Raw genomic sequence first — 19732 nt, forward strand, 5'->3', positions numbered from 1 at the left:
GCAGGTTCGATGCGAAGGGGATCTTTTTGGGGCTGGAAGATTGCGCTACCAGATACGGACGCGATCTTTCGGTGCGAGGTAGAGCTTGTCGGTGGGCTTGATGCTGAAGGTGGTGTACCAGCCGTCTTCGTTGCGAACGGTGAGAGCGCGGTACTGTGCCGGCGCGTGGGGATCCGTAAGAACCTCCTGGCGCAGTGCTGCATCGCGGATGATGCCGCCCCAGTTCTGGCCGAAGGCGATGAAGAACTGCTGATCGCCGCTGAAGCCTGCGACGACGGGAGCGGCACTTCCTTTGAGCGAGGCGTGGAAGGCGTCGTAGGCGGCGGCGAGCCCGGCTACGTCGGCGATGTTTTCGCCAAGCGTCTGGCGGCCGTTGACGTGGAGATCGGGGAACGGAGCGTAGGTGTCGTACTGCGCGGCGAGTGCGGCGGTGACCGCGTTGAAGTGAGCGAGATCTTCGGGGGTCCACCAGTTGCGGACGCGGCCCATCGAGTCGAATGCTGCTCCTTCGGAGTCGAAGGTGTGGCTGATCTCGTGGCCGATGATGGTGCCGATGGCTCCGTAGTTGTGGGCGGCGGGAGCTTTGGGATCGAAGAAGGGCGGCTGCAGGATGGCGGCGGGAAAGTTGAGGCCGTTGTCGAGCGGCAGGTTGACGGCGTTTACGGTCTGGGGTGTCATGCACCACTCTTTGCGGTCGACGGTAGCACCGATGCGGCCTAGAGAGTAGTGATAGTCGAAGAGATCAGCCTTCCACATATTGGCGAAGAGATTGTCGGGCGAGACTTCGTAGCCGGTGTAGCTGCGCCAGTGGTCGGGATAGCCTACGCCGACCTGGAGCGTGCCGAGTTTTGCGATCGCTTCCTTTTTGGTGTTGGGCGCCATCCAGGTGATGCTCTCCAGGCGGACGCGGTAGGCAGCGAGCAGGTTGGCGACGATGGCCTGGGCCTGCGCTTTGGCCTCGGGAGAGAAGAAACGTTTGACGTAGAGCTGGCCGACTGCGTCGCCGAGTGTGGCGGAGACAAAGACATCGCCGCGGAAGTCGCGCGGACGCTGTTGGGTGACGCCGGAGAGCGTGGTGCCGAAGAAGGCGAAGCGCTCGTCGGCGAGTGCTTTGGAGGTCGCTCCGGCATAGTTTTCGATCACGTGGTAGGCGAGGAGATCCTTCCATGCATCGATGTGCTGTGAGGCCACGAGGGCGGCTTCGCCGGTGAAGGCCGCGGGCTGCCAGACGATGAAGGTGTCTTGCTTGTCGAGGCTGGCGGCGTGGAAGAACTCTGCCCAGTCGAGGCCGGGAGCCTTGGCGGCGAAGTCGGCGGCGTGCCAGGGGTTGTTGGCTTTGTGGATGTCTTCACTGTCGGCGAGTGAGACCTGCTGTTTTGCGATGGCGGTTTCGAGGGCGAGGACGCGGGCGGCACGGGCATCAGGATCAGACAGACCGACGAGACGGAACGTCGTTGCGATGTGGGCGAGATACTTTTCGCGGACCTGTTTCATTGCATCGGCGTCGGAGAGGTAGTAGTCGCGGTTCGGCAACTGGGTTCCGCCCTGGAGCAGGTAAGGAGCGTAGTGATCGGGGTCGTTGAAGTTGGGGGCGACCCAGAGTCCGAAGATATTAGCGGTGTGGAAGTTTGTGTTGTTGAGCGCATCGACGTCGGCGTGAAGGGTGAGGCCGAGGGCGTGGGCGAGTTCGTGCGGATTTTGGATGGCCGCAATCTCGGCCAGGTGTGGCTTGAGGGCGGGCAGGCCGTGCGACTCGATTGCGGCCTCGTCCATGAAGGAGCGGTAGAGATCGGCGATCTTGCGCTCGTCGGAGCCAGCGGGGGCGTTGCCTTTGGATGCGTCTTCGATGATGCTTGCCGTCTGTTTGAAGCTAAGGTCGGAGAGGCCGTTGAAGACACCGAGGGAGGCGCGGTCGGCGGGCAGTTTGGTGTGTGCGATGAAGCCGCCGTTAGCGTAGAGGTAGAAGTTGTCGCCGGGCGGGACTGCGGTGTCCATGTTGGGGATGGAGATGCCGGTGTCTGGGGTCTGCGCGTAGAGCTGGGTTGCGGCTGACGCGGTGAAGGCGCAGAGAAGTAGAGGCAGGATGCAGCGGATGGGAGGCGTCATTGCGTGGAGCTCCGGGCGACGGCTTTGGAGTTTTGGTGCTGTCGTCGATCGGACCATTATCGCCCAATCGGCTGGAGAAGAGAGAAAGGGAGAGCGGGGTTACGACGTGAAGAGGCATGTTGAAGGAATCAGAGGGCGATCGCGGGGAGGTCTTGCGCGATCGCCCCAGTTGTCTATCCGCGGAAGGCTGGTCCGCCAAAGGGTGTGCCAACGGCCCCGCCATCGACGAAGAGTTCGATAGCCTGCACGTAGGACGAGTCGTCGGAGGCCAGAAAGAGGACGGCTTTGGCGATCTCTTCCGGCTCGCCCAAGCGGCCGAGCGGAATGGTGGAGGCGAGGCGCTTTGCCAGTGCTTCTGCTTCGGCGGAAGGGCGGCCGGTGCGGTTCCAGATCGGGGTATCGGTGGCGCCAGGCGCGATGACATTGACACGAATGCCACGCGGCGAAAGGTCGGCAGCAAGGGAGCGTGCCATGCCGCGGATGCCTGCTTTGCTGGCGGCATAGGCAGCATAGCCGGCCTGGCCGAGGGAGCCAATGACAGAGCCGTTGAAGATGATAGAAGAGCCGTCCTTGAGAAGTGGAAGCGCGGCTTCGACGGTGAAGAAGGCCCCGGTCAGGTTAATGCGCAGGATGTTTTCGAAGGTGTCTTCGTCGGTGCTGCCCGCCTTTGTCTGTCCGGCGATGCCGGCGTTCGCGAAGACGATATCCAGATGTCCGAAGTCTTTTTCGATCTTTGCGAAGAGGTCTTTGCGGGCGGCGGAGTCGATGACGTCTGCGCGGTATGCTTTGGCCTTTGGACCAAGAGTCTGGATTGCGTAGTCCAGGGTCTTCTGGTCACGACCTGTAATAGCGACCTGAGCGCCTTCCTTGATAAAGAGCTTTGCGGTGGCGAGTCCGATTCCGCTGTTGCCGCCGGTGATGAGTGCTTTCTTGCCTGCGAGTTTCATGATGCGTCTCCTGTATCTTCGTTGGTTGCGATAGCGAGCCGTGACGATGGCTCGGGCGAATTCATTCAAGCATGATGGCCGTCATGCTTTGATCTTGTAAGCATGATGCTTGTCATGGATAATGTCAAGAGATGGGAAGAGAGGCGCTATGAGATATCCGGCATCGGAGACGGCAGAGAAGCACACACGCATCCTGAATGAGGCGACGCGACTGTTTCGCGAGCGAGGATTTTCGGGAGTCAGCGTCGGCGAGATCATGAAGGCAACCGGCCTGACGCATGGGCCGTTTTATAACCACTTCGATTCGAAGGAGGCGCTGATGGCCGAGAGCCTGTTGCACGGTATGCAGAAGACGCTCGATGGGCTGGAGACGACGGAGGGTTCGGCTAAGGGAAGGGCGGAGTATGTGAAAAACTATCTGAGTGGTGCTCATCGGGACGCTTGCGGGGCGGGATGCATGATGGCGGCGCTTGCGTCAGAGGTTCGCCAGCAGCCACAGGCGCGAGGGCCATTTACGACGCGTCTGAAGTCGATTGTCGCCAAAACGGCATCTCATTTTCCGTGGCCATCGAAGCGTTCGGCGCGTGGCGATGCGATCCGGATGGTGTCGTCGATGGTGGGTGCGCTGATCCTGGCGCGAGCGGTAGACGATGAGGCTTTTGCGGAGGAGATCCTGAAAGAGATGCGCAGGGGACTGGTATAAGCCGTGTTCACGTGTGCCAGGAGCAGAGAATATTCTCAGGCTTTGGCGAAGGGATGCTCCAGCGATGGGCTTTGCGGGGTGAACATTTTGCCGCCGTCTTCGGTGACGTGCCAGTCGTCTTCGAGGCGAACGCCGAACTCGCCGGCGATGTAGATGCCGGGCTCGTCGGAGAAGCACATGCCGGTTGCGAGTGGTGTGGTGTTGCCGCGGACGAGGTATGGCCACTCGTGCATGTCCATGCCGATGCCGTGGCCTACGCGGTGGGTGAAGTGTTTGTAGTCTGGGCCGTAGCCGGCGGAGGTGATGACGGCGCGTGCGGCTGCGTCGATGTCCTGGCATGGCACGCCGGGACGGGCTGCGGCCAGCGCGGCGGACTGCGCTTGACGAACGATGTCGAAGACCTTGCGCTGCTTGTCGAGTTTGGGCGATGCGGCGTTGCCGAGCACGAAGGTTCGGGAGATGTCGGACTGGTAGCCTTCGACGAAGCAGCCGTCGTCGATGAGGATGATCTCTTCTTCGCGGATGGTTTGTGGGTTTAATGAGCCGTGGGGAAGCGCGGAGTATTCGCCTATCTGACAGCTCGCCTCGCCGGTGACGCCGCAGCGGGCGTAGGCGAGGTCGATGAGTTGGGTGAACTGGCGATTGGTCATGCCGGGCTGGGCGGATTTGTAGGCTGCTTCGTAGACGGAGAGCGTAATGTCGTTGGCCAGTTGCATCAGCGCGAGCTCGGCGGCTGTTTTGATTCCGCGGCAGCCGAGGGTGATCGGTGTTGCGCTGGTGGTGGTGAGCGTGGGGCTGGCGTGTGCGATGCCGTCGGCGAAGACGAACTGGGTGCGTTCCTCGATGCCGATTTTGCCGGAGGTGAGGCCGGATTCTTTGAGTGCTCTTGCGACGAGCTTGTAGGGATCTTCGTCTTCGTTCCAGGTGTAGACGCGAGTGATGGAGGCTGAGGGCAGCGTTGCGGGTTTGGCTTCCATGCGTTCGCGCACACGGCCTTCTTCAAATACAGGGCAGACGATGAATGGTGCGCCGGTGGCGGGGAGAACCCAGGCGAAGAGGCGTTCGGACTGGCCCCAGCGCAGGCCGGTGAAGTAGGTGAGCGAGGTGCCTGTGGTGATGAGGATAGCGTCGATCTTGTCCTGGTGCATGAGAGCCCGGGCGCGGTCGAGGCGCAGTTCGCGCTCTGCGAGGGTGATGGGTACGGCTTCGCTGTGGCGGCTGGTAAGTGCGGCGATTGCGGGTGGGAGCTTCTCCTGCTGGGTGGACGGCTGCTGCTGCTGGGCGAGTGAGGCGGCAGGTGCAGCGGCTGCTGCGACGGCAGAGGTGAGGAGAAAGCGGCGGCGATTGATCATGGGTTTGGTGAGATTGTAACGTGGGTGCGGCTTTGGGATGAATGGTCGGCGCAAGAAATATCAGGAGCTCATGGTTAGAGCTGTACAACGACGAACGAACACGGGGTCGTTTCCAGAGGCTATGATTATTGAGACAACGGAGTGTAACGATGGCGATGATTACGACGGTGCAGCAGCATATTCTGCAACAGCAACAGGAGATGTTGAAGTCGACCGGACGTGAGGCGACGGGAACGTTTAGCTGGCTGCTGAGCGGGATCACGCTGGCTGCGAAGATGGTGGAAGCGAAGATTCGGTCGGCTGGATTGAGCGATGTGCTGGGCGCGTTCGGCGCAGAGAATGTGCAGGGGGAGCAGCAGCAGAAGCTTGATGTCTATGCGAACCAGGCGCTGCTGCACTGCCTGGGTCTGCGGGACAGCGTGGCTGCGCTGGTGAGCGAAGAAGATGAAGAGCCGGTGACGTTCAACCGCGATCCGGAGACGGGCAAGTACATCATCGTCTTCGATCCGCTGGACGGTTCGTCGAACATCGACGTCAATGTGAACGTGGGGACGATCTTCAGCGTGCTGCGCCGGTTGCCGGTGGAGAATGGCACGCTGGAGGAGTCGATTCTGCAACCGGGATTTCGCCAGGTGGCGGCGGGATATGTGGTGTATGGGCCTTCGACGGTGCTGGTGTATACGACCGGCAACGGTGTGCATGGGTTTACGCTCGATCCGGCGATCGGCGCGTTTGTGCTGAGCAATGAGCGCATGATGATGCCGGAGCAGGGAAGCTACTACTCGGTGAACGAGGCGAACGCGGCGGGATGGCCGGAGGAGTATCGCGGCTATGTGGAGATGCTGCGCACGGGTGGCCTGGAGCGGGAGTACAGCTCGCGTTACATTGGCAGTCTGGTGGCGGACTTTCATCGCACGCTGCTGAAGGGCGGAGTGTTTCTGTATCCGCCGACATTGAAGCAGCCGAAGGGCAAGCTGCGACTGTTGTACGAGGCTAATCCACTGGCCTTCATTGCGGAGCAGGCGGGCGGGATGGCGACCCACGGGGCTGGCCGCATCCTCGACATTCGGCCGGAGGGAATTCATCAGCGCACGCCGTTCTGCGTGGGCAGCAAACGTGAGATGGAGGCGCTGGTGGCGGCTGTGCGCAGATGAAGGAGTTTTCGAGCGTGGTGACGGATATACGCGAGGAGTCGCGGGTGGCGGGACGGCAGCGTTGGCTGATGGCGCTTGATCGCACGGAGTTTGGGGTTGGAGACGTTGGCGTGCTGGAGGCGGTGGCACGAAGTGGTGCACGGCTGTCTGTCCCTGTGCTGAGTGTCGTTGTTGCGGCAGACGAGGTGTGGCATCTGGTGGAAAAGCCGCTGGCTGCGGGCACGCCCGTGTCTGGGCGGGTGGGCGAAGTTACAGTGCGGCTGGGTGAGATGAGGGAGATTTGAGTCGAGCAGGGGCTTGCTGATACACTCAGTGAGATTGTTAGACGGCGCTGTGCCTGCGAAAGCGGTGTGCGATGCGCGTCTGGTGTGGGGCTGTAGCTCAGTTGGGAGAGCGCCTCGTTCGCAACGAGGAGGTCAGCGGTTCGATCCCGCTCAGCTCCACCAATAAAATCAATTACTTAGCCCAAAAATCTGGGAACAACAAACTACAAAATTGGTGACGTGGGAACAATCTGGGAACAAATCCCGGAGAGCTCCTACTTTTGTGTTGAATCACCCATCACAAGTGATGCCACCATCCTTCCCGCATCCCTCTTCTCATCGCCCACGGTCTGAGCATAGAGCCCCAGCGTCATCTCCGGAGTGGAGTGGCGCATGAGTTCCATGCTGACTCGTAGACTGATCCCACTTGATAGAAGCAGGGAAGCGTAAGACCTCCGGAGGGTGTGCCACCCGAGGTTTGACTTGGTGATCCCGGCCCTCTCTATGGCAGGGACAACGTTCCTGCGCCAGAGAGTGGCCGGCCAATAGGGCTGTTTCCCAAAGGAGATCTCCGAGGCGAAGATCCAGTCGTCGGGCTGACAAAAAGATGACTTCGCTCTCCACACTTGCAGCGCTTCCATAGCTTGTTGGGGGATTGGAAGCGCTCGGCGAGAAGATTCGGTCGCGTACTGAATCAGCTTGAGTGCACGAAATATCGGTAGGTTTAGTTTCCCGTCATAGCGCGCGTGAAGCTCGCGCCACCAATGGTTGAGGCCGTTCCCGGCTATGTAGCCGGCTCTGTGAAGTTCCATGGCTATGCTCTCCAAAATCTTAGTTACCAGCACTGGATGCTGTACTCCATTGTGTCCCGCAAGCCGCAGAACTGTGTCTCGGATTATTGCTCCAGATGGAATAATGCGTTCGAGAAAGTAATAATCGACCCTCCTTTTCTCGCCTACTGTCGCTCCAGACGTTGCAACGGAGAGTGCTCACTCGCCGGAGATGCAAACGAAAGGAGCAGATATGCAACCCAGCCTTCCCACCAAACGGCTTCACTTCCGGCGATTGCGTTCACAATGCCGGAGGTGGGCTATTCCATCGCTGATGTTCCTTGCCGCTCTGCCGGTCTATGCCCAGACTGGCGCGAGCCCGTGGGAGAACGCGGTCAACGCCCTTAAGACCTCGTTCACCGGCCCCATCGCACAGGGGCTGTCGCTCGTGGCCATTGTCGTCGGTGGCCTGATGTTCGCCTACGGCGAAGGCCAGTCGAAGAAGATGCTCGCCGGCATCGTCTTCGGCATCGGCATGGCGATCGGAGCAGTGAACTTCATGGCGTGGCTTTTCCCGTCGTAGCCGTCTGACGGCAGGCCCAACCAATACCCACAAACGACAGGAAGGAAGGAGGAAGCACATGGCAGAGGGCGGTTCACATCGCGACGCACGTAGAAACAAAGTCTACAAGGCAATGAACCGCCCGCTGACCGTGCTTGGCGCGGAACGCAGACTGTTCTTCGTCGCGCTGATTACAGGCGGCGCCATCTTCTCCATGTTGCACTCGCTGATCGGCGGCATCGGCCTCTTCGTCGTCGGCATCATCATCGCCCGCATTGCGACCAAACACGACGTAGAGATCCTGCGCATCCTCTTCAACTCCACGAAATTCCGCAGGCGCTACGACTCCATGAAGTGGGAGCCAACCGAGATCGTCATCAGGGGGCGTCGTGCTCAGGACTAGCAAGATCACGAAGGACTGGAACGAAGCCGGACCGTTTGCCGAGCAGCTCAACCTGTACGGCTTCTGGAACGAGCACTGCTTCCTGACCAAGACGGGAGATCTCGGCGCCGTCCTGAAGCTCGAAGGCATCGACTACGAGAGCCTCGACCATGCCGGACGCGACTACGCGGTCAAGCGGCTTGAAGCCGCTCTCCGCTCCCTCGATGACAAGACCCGCCTCTATCAGGTCCTGTTCAAGCACAACCATCCGGAGATCGCGCACGCCACGTATGACGACCCATTCGTCCGCGCCGCGGTAGAACAGCGTGCGGCATTTCTCAAGGAAAGGTCAGACCGGCTGTATTCCATCGAGATCTATTGGGTGGTCATGATCGACGGCAGTTACCGCAAGGCCGGTCTGCTGCATGCGCTGGCCCAGTTGCCGAAAGACCCGCGCTCGTCGCTACGCGACCTTCGCTCCCTGTTCTCAGGCGACAAGACGCGCACCCTGCTCTATGAGCAGGTCGAGCGCGACCGCGTCCGGTTGCAACAGAAAGTTCAGAGTTTGAGTGGGCAGCTTAACGATCTGACGAAGATCGAACTGTCAGGGGCGGAGAAGACCTTCCGGTTCATCCGGCGTCTCGTAAACTTCCGCCCCTCCAAGATCGATGACACTCCACTTCGCGGCTCGCGCCATCTGGACTGGCAGGTGTGCGGCTCGGAGTTAGAAGCGCACCGCGGTCATCTCCGCGTGAATGACGACTTCGTCCGCGTTCTCACGCTGAAGGAGATGCCCGCCGAGACTCGCCCCCTGCTGTTGCAGGGTTTGCTCGACGTCTCGGCCAACTTCCATGTCGTCACCGAATGGCATCCGGTAGACAACGCGAAGTCCCGCAAAGAGATTGCCTCACGCCGCCGCCATCACCATAACTCGAAGACCAGCTTCGTCTCGAACCTTCAGGACCAGCAGAACACCAACCCAAAGGACCAACTCGTCGACGACTCCAAAGAAGCCGCGGTGGCCGAGTTGGGTGGTGCCCTTACCTCGCTTGGCATGGAAGGCAAGAACTTCGGTGAGTTTGCCTTCTCCGTCGTGGTCTATGACGAAGACCGCCTGAAGGTGGAACACACTGTCGCGGAATTTCAGAAGCTGTTCACGCAGCACGACGGTCTGCTCTACGAGGAACGCTACAACCTGCTCAATGCTTTCTTCGCGACCGTCCCCGGTAACCGGCAGTTCAACCTTCGCAAGCAGTGGGCGCTCAACTCCAACTATGCCGACCTGTCTTTTCTCTTCTCGATCGATACAGGTTCAAAGTGGAACGCAGAGCTGAATAAAGAGTATCTGGCAGTCCTCGAGTCCACTCACGGCACTCCCTACTACCTGAACCTGCACTATGGCGATGTTCCTCATGCGCTGATCACCGGAGCCACGGGCAGCGGTAAGTCCTTCCTTACCTCGTTCCTGTTGCAGTCCGCACAGAAGTATCAGCCGCTGACCATCATCTTCGATCTGGGCGCCAGCTACGAGATGCTGACGCGGACCTTCGGCGGAACCTATCTCAACGTCGGGTTGAAGACCCCAGGCTTTAACATCAATCCGTTTTCGCTGGAACCGACTCACGAGAATCTCAACTTCCTTTATCTCTTCCTCCAGGTCCTGATCGAATCCGGAGGTCGCTATGAACTGACAACCGCGGATGAGAAGACGCTGTACGCTGCGCTGGAGCGCGTCTATAAACTCCCGCGCGAGATCAGGACGCTTACCAACTTCGCGTCCATCCTCGGGCCATTGGGAGAACGTCTCCATCGCTGGACGCGTGCCGGCCAGTTCGGCTATCTGTTCGACAACGTAGAGGACACGCTCACCTTCACGCGCTTCCAGACCTTCAACTTCAGCGGCTGGGATAAGTACCCCGATGTCCTCGAGCCGATGTTGTTCTACGTCCTGCAACGCGCTTCCTCGGAGATCGAGAAGCCGGAGAACGTCGGCATCTTCAAGCTCTTCGTCATCGACGAAGGATGGATCTTCTTCAAGAAGAAGATCATTCGCGACTGGATCACGAGGGCCGAGAAGACTTGGCGCAAGCTCAACGCGTCCATGATCCTCGCCACGCAATCGATGATGGAACTCAAAGACTCCGGATTGCTGGAGCTTGTGAACGAGTCCTGTCCCACCCGGATCTTCCTCGCGAATCCCGGCATAGACCGCAAGCTCTATGCCGAGACCTTCCAGTTGAAGGACACCGAACTGGAGCTGCTGGAATCTCTTGTTCCCAAGCGCGACCTCCTCTTCAAGCAGCCCCAGTATGCCAAGAAACTGCGGCTCGCGGTCGATCCCCTGAGTTATTGGACGGCTACCAACACGCCTCGCGACAACATCCGCAAACAGGATTACTTCGCCCGCTTCGGGCCGGAGCAAGGCTTGCTCCGGCTCGTTCAGGACCTTCCCAACCCACTCAACCAATAAGGAGACTTATGCACCGCTCGCCTATCTTCCCCCTTCTCCTCGGTCTTGCTGCCACCGTCGCACACGGCCAGCAGACCACCGCTCGCATCGTCAAATACCACGCCAACGACATCGTGAATGTCCGCGGCAAGATGAGCTACACCACGCTCATTCAGCTTCCACCAACAGAGAAGATTCTGGATGCGGCCACCGGTGACAAAGACTTCTGGATCGTCGATACGGTCGGAAACTATTGCTTCGTGCATCCGGCTAAAGCAGGCATTCATTCGAGTCTCGACCTGATTACCGACAAGGGCAGCGTTTATTCCTTCACCCTGAATGAAGCCGGGTCCTCCGATCCCGACCTGAAGGTCGTTATCGAGCCGTCCGACCCATCCTTGCTTGCCGCCGCCAACGGCGCGAGCAAGCTCGTCTCCGCTACGGAGATGATTGCTGCGCAAGAGCAGGCACGGCTCGCCCAGACTCATGCGGCGACTGCCGTCGAGCAGTTTCGCGCCGACTATCCCATCAAGGCTTTGAAGTTCGACTACATCTACCGCAACGAGAGTCCCTTCGATGTCTCCGCGATCTACCACGATGACAAGTTCACCTATATCAAGTCGTCTGCGACGGAGAAGTTCTCCATCTACGAGTTGAAGGACAAGAAGCCCGACCTGATCACCTTCCAGTTACAGGACGGGACCTATGTCATCCCCACTGTCGTCGATCACGGCTACCTCCAGATTGGCAAACACAAGCTCAGCTTCGACCGCACAGGTAAATAGGAGGCATCGTGCCAGAGGAAAAGCAGAATCCCGAAGTAGCCGAGGTGCAGGCTGCGCCTCCGTCCCCGGCCCCCCCCGGCATTGCGCGACAAGCGCGTTCTGCCGGAGGGTGTCGTCCCGAAGCAGGCGCAGGGTTACGTCGTTGCCGGACTCGCTGTGCTCATCCTGCTCGCCGTAATGTTCTCGAAAAACCACACTAAGACCGCGTCAGTCGCTCTCCCGAACACCACGCCATTCTCAAGCGATGCTAACGCAAGAAAAATCGCGGAGCTGGAGCAGAACCTCAGCGCGGAGCAGCGACAGAGCCAGCAACAGGCCCAACAACAAACCTCCGCAGCCGGCTCGACAACAGGAACCCAGGCTTCTAAGCAGCTCGGTGGCCCGTCGTCTCCTGCTGCGCAGTCGGTAACGCCTGCCGCCACCGAGCCGCCCCGCGATCCCATCGCGGATGCGGAGAAGGCAATGGCATTCAAAGCGCGGTTCGCCTCGAACCTTGTCTCTGCCGGTGCCGGCGCTTCGCGCCCATCGGCTCCTCCTTCGGACTCCGCTGACGCGATCGCCCGCCCAGAGAGCGACTCGGCCACATCTGCTCTTCGTTCTGCGAACTCGTCGTCGCAGGCTGCTGCTGCGCAGTCCGCCACTGCGAATAAGCGTGCGCCAGAGGTCAACATCAATTCCGCGCACGGCCTGCCCCTCGTCCTCTATGAAGGCACCACCATCGACACGGTTCTAACGAACCGGCTCGACGGTGAGTTTGCTGGGCCGGTCAAGGTTATGGTGTCGAACCCCATCTATAGCCATGACGGTCAGCATGTTCTGATCCCCGAAGGCAGCTTCCTTCTCGGTGGTACGCAGAAGGTTGCCGGCTTCGGCCAGAAGCGCCTTGCCGTCACCTTCCACCGCCTCATCATGCCCGATGGCTACTCTGTCGATCTCGACCAGTTCCACGGTCTCGATCAGATCGGCGATACCGGGCTGAAAGACATAACCAACAACCACTATCTCGAGATCTTTGGAACGTCGATCGCACTCGGCGTCATCGCCGGTGCGGCAGAGACCACAACGAATAGCGGCTACAACGAGACCGGCTCTGAAGCATACCGCCAGGGCATCGCTTCAAGCCTCTCACAGTCGAGCGCCAATGTTCTCGATCGCTTCATCAACATTCCGCCAACGATAACGATCCGCGAGGGGCATCGCATCAAGGTTTATCTCACCCAGGACATGCTGCTGCCTGCTTACGAAAACCACGACATGCCGGCGGTGTTTTGATGCGTGCCCTTCTCGTCGTCTGCTTCGGCTGCGTGCTCATGGGTGGCTGTGCCTCCCCCACGCCGCCGCCGAAACCCTCTCCCTATCGGTTCAAGACGCCGGAATGCGTTGAGGTGCACTCCCCATCCTGTCCCGCATCCATCCACCAATAACTCCTCGAGGTTCCACCATGAAAGCAATAAGAACTGTACTTTCCGTCTTCGGACTGTTTACCGCGTTCGCGCCCATGGCGCACGCTCAGTTCGGATCGGGCATCGTCTACGATCCCACCCAGAGCGCACACGCCTTGCAACAGATCGAGCAGGGAGAATCACAACTCCAGAAGTGGGCAACCGAACTCAATAATTGGCAACAGCACCTCCTCAAAGAAGCACAGATCTACACGACTGCCGAACAGACCCGCACGCAGATAGTCACCATGTACAACCTGGCCTACCAGATGTCCACCATGCCTCAGAACCTGGCGGCACGGTATCGGGCTGATTGGTCGCAATGGCAGAGCCTCGCGGCGCCCCCAAATACCTACGGCAACACGTCACCCCTGGTGAACGCGCTTAACTTTGGCGGGCTACCGCAGTCACAGCAGGGATACACCAGCGCCTACGTGCAGCCTCAGGGCTACCCCTCCGGCAATTACTCGTCTCTCGACTCTCGCACCCAGGCCACCGTTGCTAACCAGTACGCCACCTCAGAGCTCGCACAGACAACGACCACCAACACGCTCTCGACCCTTGGAACCATTCGCACCAACGAGTCGGCATTCGCCTCGAAGCTGACCAATCTCGAATCGGATACCTTCTCGACAGATCCAAGCCAGCAAACCCAGAACGCCCTGCTCGGCAAGATCAACTCGGCGACACTGCTCCAGATCCACTCGCAGCAGGACACCAATCAGCTGCTTGCAGCCTCCATACAACAGCAATTGATCGCGCAGAAACAGCAAATCGACGCTCAGAACCGCGCGATCAATAACTCGATTTACTTCCAGCAAAACTTCGCCAACACCATGCAGAACGTGAGCAGCGGCGTAAGTACCTCATTGCATGCCATCTCGCTCAGCACCACAGGACAGTAGACCGGAGGTCGTACATGCAGGACAATCCATTCACCTTTCTCGGCCAGGCTATCAGCCAGCTTCTGTCCTCGAACAGCGGGGCGCTACAAGCAGCGGGACTCGATATGTTCCGCGGCCTGGCCGTCATTCTTCTCGCCTGGTTTGGGATCAAATCCGCACTGTCCGCTTCGCAGGGACACGACGGATTCCATTTCGGCAAGTTCGCCGACCTAATCCTGCTGATCTCATTTGGTTTCGGGATGCTGACCTATTACTCGACGCCGATCCCAGGCGTCGAGTACAGCTTCAGCGATCTCGTCACCAAAGAGGCGCTTAGCATCTCTGGCCAGATCGAGTCAGACACCACTCAACAGATCGCCACCACGGTTACTGCAGCCGAGCAGCAACTCGGAGCGCCTCCGGGCAACTTCAACATCCTCGAAGACCTGGTCTATCTGATCCTCGCGCTCCTTCTGGCCGCGATGGAGGCGGTGTCTTTCGCCGTGATCGCTTATGGCTACGTCGCCGCCGCCGTATGCGTGCTGATCGGCCCAGTCTTCATCCCGTGGTTTGTCGTGCCGAAGATGGACTGGCTCTTCTGGGGCTGGTTCAAAGCCTTTATCGGCTTCAGCTTCTATCAGGTCATTGCGTCGGCGTTCATCTTCGTCTTCTCGAAGGTGCTGACCTCGATGTTCCAGGTCATTGGCACGATCAGTATCTCGAACGCTCTGATGGAGCTACCCGCTCTATTTATCACGCTCTTTGTCTGCATCTACGGACTGGTCAAGATCCCCGAGTTGACCGGCGCCATTCTCAGCGGACGCAGCGGAACCTGGGTCAACCCGATGGGACGGTAATCATGACGGATACAAATAAGACGTTTCCAATCACCGATGCTGGACGGAAGTTTCTGGAGTTGTACGCCGAGCCTGTCGTCACTAACACCTATCTGAAGGTGGCACTCCTTGTGCTCTCCACAGTCACACTTACTTCGCTCACGCTCCTCTATCGTGCCGAGACCGCTGCCTCGCGGCTGAAGCCGCTCGTCATCTCGGTCTCGGAGGCCGGACGAGGGCAGGTATCGAGCTACGCCGACTTCTCAAAAGTCCCCGTCGATCGCGTGAGCAAGTATTACCTCGCTCGCTGGACGGAGCTTTATTACGGCCGCAATCACGCCACATTGCAGCGTGATTTCACCGAGTCCCTCAACTTCTTCTCGAATGACTTGCAGGGTGCTACGCTGCTGCGCGTCACGAAGGCCAAGACGCTCGAAACCTTCCTCCTCGATCCCAGCGCTCCGAACATCGATATCGAAATTAAAGCAGTTGTGCTTGAGGACCTGCGGCAGGCTCCTTATCGCGCCCATATCGAATTCGAGAAGGTCTTCCGTTCACCAGGCGATCAGGACGAACAGCGCCGTGAGCGCTGGACTGCGAATATCGTCTATGGTTTCCGCGACGAAGTACCCAACAAGATGTTACTCACTAATCCTCTTGGCCTGGTTGTCAGCTATGTCCACGAGGATCAGGCTTTCGGGAGCTAAACTATGCGACCGAAGAAGCCCATCCTGCTCTATTGTGCTGACCGCGAGTTGCTCTCGACCATCCTGTTCGCATTGCAGCTGCACCCCTATGACGTTGTAGCTGTCCGTGACAGCGTAGAAGCTTCGCGCCTGGCGAACGACAGAGAAGCGCCCTTCGTCTGTGGCGTTCTGATCCACGCGCAACAGGCCGATCCAGCCGGCAGGCTCATCCATCGGCTACTGGAGTGTGGTTCGCAGATGCCTCTTCTGCTGGTAGATCGCGCTGGGGATCTGGCACCCGTCCGCTACGCAGACATGGTTCTCTACGGCCGTAATACGACAATGGCCCATATCCTCGCCGGTATCCAGGTGCTCTGCCGGCGCAAACCCAGTCCGAAACCACGGAGAGCCGCGTGACCCAGGCCTTCATCTTCAACAAGAAGGTCGCACTCCTCTGGAATGCCGTCACTGTTGTATTCAAAAGATCCGACGGTATCGTCCCCTATTCATGTTCGGACACCCGCTCGGTGCTGATCCTACGCCCTTGCGGACTGCGCCTTCTGCTTTTGCCGGACTCCTCCCCCAACCCAGTGCGTTGGGTCCCACCTGTTGCCTCGATCACCGCTGTGTACAACGGGGATGAACAGGTCGAAAAAGGAGGCAAACCTGTTCGTATCGTGAAGATGTTCATTCCGTATGGTGGAGGCTTAATTGCCTCAGCCATCTATAACGGTGAGATCGGTTTATTCACGATTGAATTCCGCGACAATGACGGTGGTTACCATGGCATGGTTTTTCGTATGCCAGTAAAGGACGCATCCCTTGGTTTGTCGCAATTGACTTCGCTGATTCAGACTCCCGCAGATGCATCGTCCCACCTTCCGGAGCCATCATGTAGTTCTGAGCTAACGGCTGGAAAGACGCTGATCGTAGATCCCATCACCTCGGATATAAAGCCTGGCGACCCGGCATTGCCTGCTGAATATAGGGCTTTGGTTTATGAACACCTCGTTCAAACGCTCGAAACGAAGGCGGATCTAGAGCATGTGTATCGATATGGCTCCAGGGAGCAGCATTGTGCAAACTACACATTGGACGTGACGATCAGGGGCTTCAAAAAGGGAAACAATGTCGTTAGAGCGTCAGCAGCCTATTTGGGGGCATTTATTGGAACGACGCAGCTTACGTATCATCTGCGGATCACGGACAGGAGTGGTCAGGTGGTTATCGAGCAGGATCTTAAGAAAACTGTCAGGGGAGAGCGCGAGAGTCTGGATGTGACGAATCAGATTGCAAAGGCGACAGCCAAGAGCCTTGTCAAAGCCTCCAAGAAATCACGAGCTTCATAGACCGAGAGCAGCGGATGCTCTGAGGCCGGCTCATATTGCCGGAGCACCCGACTGCTGATGCGATCTTTGTACCTCTCTCTCAACGTGGCACTACTGCGGTCTGCGTCGAGCGTTGGTTCCTGCTGTCGAAGGTGTCGCAGGGGCGTCGACAGTAGGAGACTTTCTCCGTAACCTCGACCAGCACCGAGAAGGAATTGAAAAATGATACGAATGTCTTTGGCTTGGGCAGAATGGCTTGGGCTGGTTTGCCTTATTGGCCTGGGGATCTCGGCTTCCGGTGTCGCTCAAACCAGATCCGACTCCGCTGATGAGCCGATCACCACTCGGCACACCGTGTCGATTCACGGAGAACCGCTCAACTATACAGCTCACGCAGGGTATCTCTCTTTGCTTGACGAGCAGGGCCGATTGCACGGTCGAATGTTTTTTGTGAGCAATACCGTAGATCGCCGCCCGTCTGACCCAGAGCGGCCAATCATGTTTGTGTGGAACGGGGGGCCAGGTTCGAACGCAGCACTGCTGCAGTTGGGCGCATTGGGGCCGAAGCGAATTCCCGATAGAGGTCTGAACTCGCCCGCACCCTCAGGAACCAATCTCGTGGACAATGAAGATACCTGGCTAAAATTTGCGGATCTTGTCTTCGTCGATCCGATCTATACGGGCTACAGTTATGCAGCATCGGCTGATTACCAGAAAGAATTTCTGAGTGATGAGGGAGACGCCGATGCCATGGCAGAATTTATCCGCCTTTATCTATCCCATTATCAAGTGCAGCAGCCGATCTTTCTAGTGGGCGAAAGCTATGGGACGTATCGTGCCGTGGGCGTGACAGATATTTTGATTCGTCGAAAGATACCGGTGAAGGGAATTATTCTCCTGTCGACGATCTTGAATTTCGAGACGAACCCCGATCTCGCTCATGCTTTCCTGCTTCCCAGCTATGCGGCCACCGCCTTCGCGCAAAAAAAACTGGCTGGAAAGCTGTCACTCAACCTGGAACAGACCATCGATGAGGTCCGCGAGTGGTCTGAAGGGCCCTACCTGACTGCCTTGACGCAAGGTGACCGCCTATTAGATCGAGACAAGGCCGCAATCGCGGATCGCCTCGCGAGTTATACTGGGGTTTCCAAAGACGAATGGATTAAACATAACCTCCGACTGTCTCCCGACCAGTACGCGGTCGCAGTTCTCGGGCCGGGTGGAGCAAAGTATGTCGGGCACTATGACACACGGATGATTGGCATAATGCCAGGTCCCGATGCGAGCTACGTTGTGGCCCAGGACCCGAGTCTCGATAATGGTGAAAAGGCGCGTATCACGTCATACCTTCGATCAGACCTCGGCTGGAAGAGTGACATGCTGTACGCGGGACCGTTTGGAGGCCGATGGCCTTCACCTGCGACTCCTAATGCTGATTGGACCGCTATGCTGTGGAATCGCAGCTCCTCGGATCGTGCAGGTCTTATCGCTAACTCCCTGCATGCGGAGTCAGACTTGCGAATCATGATTGCGTCGGGAGAGTTTGATCTGTCGACTCCGTTCTCCGCCGCTGAATACTCGATCGATCACCTGTTTCTTCCAGCCTCGGAGCGTGCCCGTATAAAGTTCATCCGTTATCCGGGTGGGCACGCAGCATATATCGATCATGCTGTCCGTACTCAGTTCTCGCATGATGCGGCAGAATTCGTGAACAGCACTCGATGACACGGCCTGAAATCGGCACTCGAGGTTCGTGGATCAAGTGCTGATTTTAGAACGCAGAGACAACCGATATTGCTTATTACGGTAATGAGCCCGATGGTGAGTCGGTCATCATGGTCTGAATGGACAGGTAGGGAATCGATGACTGAGCATCGTTGTATAGAGATTGCGTCAGTGGTACGTAGGGTCGTCTTTGTCATACTCCCTTTTGGGTTGCCAGTAACTCAACAGGACACACAAGACGGCCGGAGCTCGGACAAGTCGTACGGTTCCGCAGAGTTTGATTCTCCCTTCTTTCCGAACCTGGAGAGAGGCACGAGTGCAATAGATCAATGACATGGGATCCCGCCGTCTTCGTTCCCCTGTCACTCGTCCATGCTCTGTTCCTGCCGCAAAGAATGATGGAATCGGCAATAAATCCGATGAACGCTTGGCTATGGCCAGCCACCGACGCTTCCTCCACGATTTCGCCACACGTGGACCCGTGCTCGCGGGGGTGGACTGACCTCAACTTGCATGCGCTGCCTTACTGCATTGCAACTGATACAGATGAAATGTCTCTTCTTGCATTAGAGCAAAAGCATAGATGTACGCCGGGTCTACAGAAGTAAGAGAGGAATGGATAAGAGCCTTACCCCATGTTCATTCGAAACAGTCAGTCTAAGGGAGCGAGATATGTGCACGTCAGACCAGAATCCGTGTATGAAACATCGGCTCTCTGAGCTCGAGTCTGAGAACTCGCGGCTACATCAATTGATCGTAGAACTCCTGGTCAAGAATCAAAAACTTCGAGAGAGGAATCTGATCACAAAGAATTCGGAGCAAATACCCGATTAAGGCGTTGATTGCTGCTTTCCGTGCCGAGCAAGGGGCCCGCGATGTGTTCAGTGTTTTCGTCCAGGATTTGGCCTGCGAGCAACAGCGCCAACGACTTGACTGAAGCGCATGGTGGCAGATTTACTTCACAAAGTATGCGTTGAGCATCGGAACATCCGAGAGCAATGTGTCCAGGCGTTGAATCTTGTTACCACGGAGAGTCAGGATCGTTGTGAGGTGCTCGTCCAACAATCTCCCGTCTTTGCGCCCAGTATTGTGCAACAGAAAACCTACATCTTTGTAGCCGACCACAATGTGCTCGATCTGAACATTCACTTCAAACGCATCGAGTATCTCTGCCCGCATCAGGATTCCATCTACGCCATGCACCTCACCGGACATGAGACTCGTTCCAGGCAAACTCCATACAACGTCCTCGGTTACAAAGGATTGAAGCAATTCGGTATTGCGCGCCTTTAGTGCCGTCGCGAAATCGATAGCCAGTTCTCTTTTCTGCTCGGTTGTCATATTGGCTCTCCTGCCAG

19 protein-coding genes and 1 tRNA gene are annotated in these 19732 nt (G+C 57.9%); 15 read left to right on the forward strand and 5 right to left on the reverse strand.

What is annotated here, in order from left to right:
• Window positions 1-45 precede the first annotated feature (45 nt).
• Together GSQ82_RS01825 and GSQ82_RS01830 are read right to left on the reverse strand one after the other, a co-directional pair.
• Window positions 46-2106 (reverse strand): M13 family metallopeptidase, encoded by a 2061-nt coding sequence (locus GSQ82_RS01825; protein ID WP_158790297.1) that lies wholly within the window; start codon window positions 2104-2106, stop codon window positions 46-48.
• 173 nt (window positions 2107-2279) lie between these two features.
• Window positions 2280-3053, reverse strand: coding sequence for an SDR family oxidoreductase (locus GSQ82_RS01830; RefSeq protein ID WP_158790298.1), 774 nt, complete (start codon window positions 3051-3053; stop codon window positions 2280-2282).
• 148 nt (window positions 3054-3201) lie between these two features.
• On the opposite strand from GSQ82_RS01830, the gene GSQ82_RS01835 reads away from it, so the two are divergent.
• The gene (locus tag GSQ82_RS01835; protein ID WP_158790299.1) at window positions 3202-3756 is read left to right on the forward strand and encodes a TetR/AcrR family transcriptional regulator; all 555 of its coding nucleotides are present in this window, start codon (window positions 3202-3204) and stop codon (window positions 3754-3756) included.
• 35 nt (window positions 3757-3791) lie between these two features.
• On the opposite strand, the gene GSQ82_RS01840 is transcribed toward GSQ82_RS01835, so the two are convergent.
• Entirely contained in the window at window positions 3792-5162 is a 1371-nt protein-coding gene (locus GSQ82_RS01840) for a Xaa-Pro peptidase family protein (RefSeq protein ID WP_254061353.1), read from the reverse strand.
• 95 nt (window positions 5163-5257) lie between these two features.
• Between GSQ82_RS01840 and fbp the strand changes: the two genes are divergently transcribed.
• From fbp to GSQ82_RS01855, 3 genes are all read left to right on the forward strand, one after another.
• Window positions 5258-6262: a class 1 fructose-bisphosphatase gene (fbp, locus tag GSQ82_RS01845; RefSeq protein ID WP_158790300.1), complete on the forward strand. Its 1005-nt coding sequence runs from the start codon at window positions 5258-5260 to the stop codon at window positions 6260-6262.
• On the forward strand, window positions 6259-6546 hold the full coding sequence (locus GSQ82_RS01850) for a hypothetical protein (RefSeq protein WP_158790301.1): 288 nt from the start codon (window positions 6259-6261) through the stop codon (window positions 6544-6546). The genes fbp and GSQ82_RS01850 overlap by 4 nt, the downstream gene beginning before the upstream one ends.
• Window positions 6547-6632: 86 nt before the next feature.
• A tRNA-Ala gene (locus GSQ82_RS01855) sits at window positions 6633-6708 on the forward strand.
• A gap of 92 nt (window positions 6709-6800) precedes the next feature.
• Here GSQ82_RS01855 and GSQ82_RS01860 read toward each other — a convergent pair.
• Complete coding sequence (locus tag GSQ82_RS01860; protein ID WP_158790302.1) at window positions 6801-7337, reverse strand: tyrosine-type recombinase/integrase; 537 nt, start codon at window positions 7335-7337, stop codon at window positions 6801-6803.
• 211 nt (window positions 7338-7548) lie between these two features.
• Between GSQ82_RS01860 and GSQ82_RS01865 the strand changes: the two genes are divergently transcribed.
• The 11 genes from GSQ82_RS01865 to GSQ82_RS01915 all read left to right on the forward strand — a co-directional run bounded on the left by GSQ82_RS01865 (window position 7549) and on the right by GSQ82_RS01915 (window position 18374).
• Window positions 7549-7878 (forward strand): TrbC/VirB2 family protein, encoded by a 330-nt coding sequence (locus GSQ82_RS01865; protein WP_158790303.1) that lies wholly within the window; start codon window positions 7549-7551, stop codon window positions 7876-7878.
• Window positions 7879-7936: 58 nt separating this feature from the next.
• Window positions 7937-8260, forward strand: coding sequence for a VirB3 family type IV secretion system protein (locus tag GSQ82_RS01870; RefSeq protein WP_158790304.1), 324 nt, complete (start codon window positions 7937-7939; stop codon window positions 8258-8260).
• A complete protein-coding gene (locus GSQ82_RS01875) occupies window positions 8247-10709 on the forward strand; it encodes a VirB4 family type IV secretion system protein (RefSeq protein WP_158790305.1) in 2463 nt (820 codons plus the stop codon). The genes GSQ82_RS01870 and GSQ82_RS01875 overlap by 14 nt, the downstream gene beginning before the upstream one ends.
• A gap of 8 nt (window positions 10710-10717) precedes the next feature.
• Entirely contained in the window at window positions 10718-11473 is a 756-nt protein-coding gene (locus tag GSQ82_RS01880; RefSeq protein WP_158790306.1) for a TrbG/VirB9 family P-type conjugative transfer protein, read from the forward strand.
• A gap of 81 nt (window positions 11474-11554) precedes the next feature.
• Entirely contained in the window at window positions 11555-12745 is a 1191-nt protein-coding gene (locus tag GSQ82_RS01885) for a TrbI/VirB10 family protein (RefSeq protein ID WP_158790307.1), read from the forward strand.
• A 169-nt stretch (window positions 12746-12914) separates the two neighbouring features.
• Window positions 12915-13820, forward strand: coding sequence for a hypothetical protein (locus tag GSQ82_RS01890; protein WP_158790308.1), 906 nt, complete (start codon window positions 12915-12917; stop codon window positions 13818-13820).
• 14 nt (window positions 13821-13834) lie between these two features.
• Window positions 13835-14656 carry a type IV secretion system protein gene (locus GSQ82_RS01895; protein ID WP_158790309.1) on the forward strand — a complete coding sequence of 274 codons (822 nt, stop codon included), beginning with the start codon at window positions 13835-13837 and terminating at the stop codon, window positions 14654-14656.
• A gap of 2 nt (window positions 14657-14658) precedes the next feature.
• Window positions 14659-15342, forward strand: coding sequence for a VirB8/TrbF family protein (locus GSQ82_RS01900; RefSeq protein WP_158790310.1), 684 nt, complete (start codon window positions 14659-14661; stop codon window positions 15340-15342).
• 3 nt (window positions 15343-15345) lie between these two features.
• Entirely contained in the window at window positions 15346-15738 is a 393-nt protein-coding gene (locus GSQ82_RS01905; protein ID WP_158790311.1) for a hypothetical protein, read from the forward strand.
• Window positions 15735-16670, forward strand: coding sequence for a hypothetical protein (locus GSQ82_RS01910; RefSeq protein WP_158790312.1), 936 nt, complete (start codon window positions 15735-15737; stop codon window positions 16668-16670). The genes GSQ82_RS01905 and GSQ82_RS01910 overlap by 4 nt, the downstream gene beginning before the upstream one ends.
• A 210-nt stretch (window positions 16671-16880) precedes the next feature.
• Complete coding sequence (locus GSQ82_RS01915; protein ID WP_158790313.1) at window positions 16881-18374, forward strand: hypothetical protein; 1494 nt, start codon at window positions 16881-16883, stop codon at window positions 18372-18374.
• Between the two features lie 954 nt (window positions 18375-19328).
• Here GSQ82_RS01915 and GSQ82_RS01920 read toward each other — a convergent pair.
• Entirely contained in the window at window positions 19329-19715 is a 387-nt protein-coding gene (locus tag GSQ82_RS01920; RefSeq protein ID WP_158790314.1) for a nuclear transport factor 2 family protein, read from the reverse strand.
• Window positions 19716-19732 lie beyond the last annotated feature (17 nt).

It is taken from the genome of Granulicella sp. L60 (assembly GCF_009765825.1).
Classification (GTDB): Bacteria; Acidobacteriota; Terriglobia; order Terriglobales; family Acidobacteriaceae; genus Edaphobacter.

Coding starts and splice junctions, on each gene's coding strand:
- GSQ82_RS01865 (WP_158790303.1), top strand. CDS start 7,549: ATGCAACCCAGCCTTCCCACCAAACGGCTTCACTTCCGGCGATTGCGT.
- GSQ82_RS01880 (WP_158790306.1), top strand. CDS start 10,718: ATGCACCGCTCGCCTATCTTCCCCCTTCTCCTCGGTCTTGCTGCCACC.
- GSQ82_RS01890 (WP_158790308.1), top strand. CDS start 12,915: ATGAAAGCAATAAGAACTGTACTTTCCGTCTTCGGACTGTTTACCGCG.
- GSQ82_RS01825 (WP_158790297.1), bottom strand. CDS start 2,106: ATGACGCCTCCCATCCGCTGCATCCTGCCTCTACTTCTCTGCGCCTTC.
- GSQ82_RS01895 (WP_158790309.1), top strand. CDS start 13,835: ATGCAGGACAATCCATTCACCTTTCTCGGCCAGGCTATCAGCCAGCTT.
- GSQ82_RS01850 (WP_158790301.1), top strand. CDS start 6,259: ATGAAGGAGTTTTCGAGCGTGGTGACGGATATACGCGAGGAGTCGCGG.
- GSQ82_RS01920 (WP_158790314.1), bottom strand. CDS start 19,715: ATGACAACCGAGCAGAAAAGAGAACTGGCTATCGATTTCGCGACGGCA.
- GSQ82_RS01900 (WP_158790310.1), top strand. CDS start 14,659: ATGACGGATACAAATAAGACGTTTCCAATCACCGATGCTGGACGGAAG.
- GSQ82_RS01835 (WP_158790299.1), top strand. CDS start 3,202: ATGAGATATCCGGCATCGGAGACGGCAGAGAAGCACACACGCATCCTG.
- GSQ82_RS01830 (WP_158790298.1), bottom strand. CDS start 3,053: ATGAAACTCGCAGGCAAGAAAGCACTCATCACCGGCGGCAACAGCGGA.
- GSQ82_RS01905 (WP_158790311.1), top strand. CDS start 15,346: ATGCGACCGAAGAAGCCCATCCTGCTCTATTGTGCTGACCGCGAGTTG.
- GSQ82_RS01915 (WP_158790313.1), top strand. CDS start 16,881: ATGTCTTTGGCTTGGGCAGAATGGCTTGGGCTGGTTTGCCTTATTGGC.
- GSQ82_RS01860 (WP_158790302.1), bottom strand. CDS start 7,337: ATGGAACTTCACAGAGCCGGCTACATAGCCGGGAACGGCCTCAACCAT.
- fbp (WP_158790300.1), top strand. CDS start 5,258: ATGGCGATGATTACGACGGTGCAGCAGCATATTCTGCAACAGCAACAG.
- GSQ82_RS01870 (WP_158790304.1), top strand. CDS start 7,937: ATGGCAGAGGGCGGTTCACATCGCGACGCACGTAGAAACAAAGTCTAC.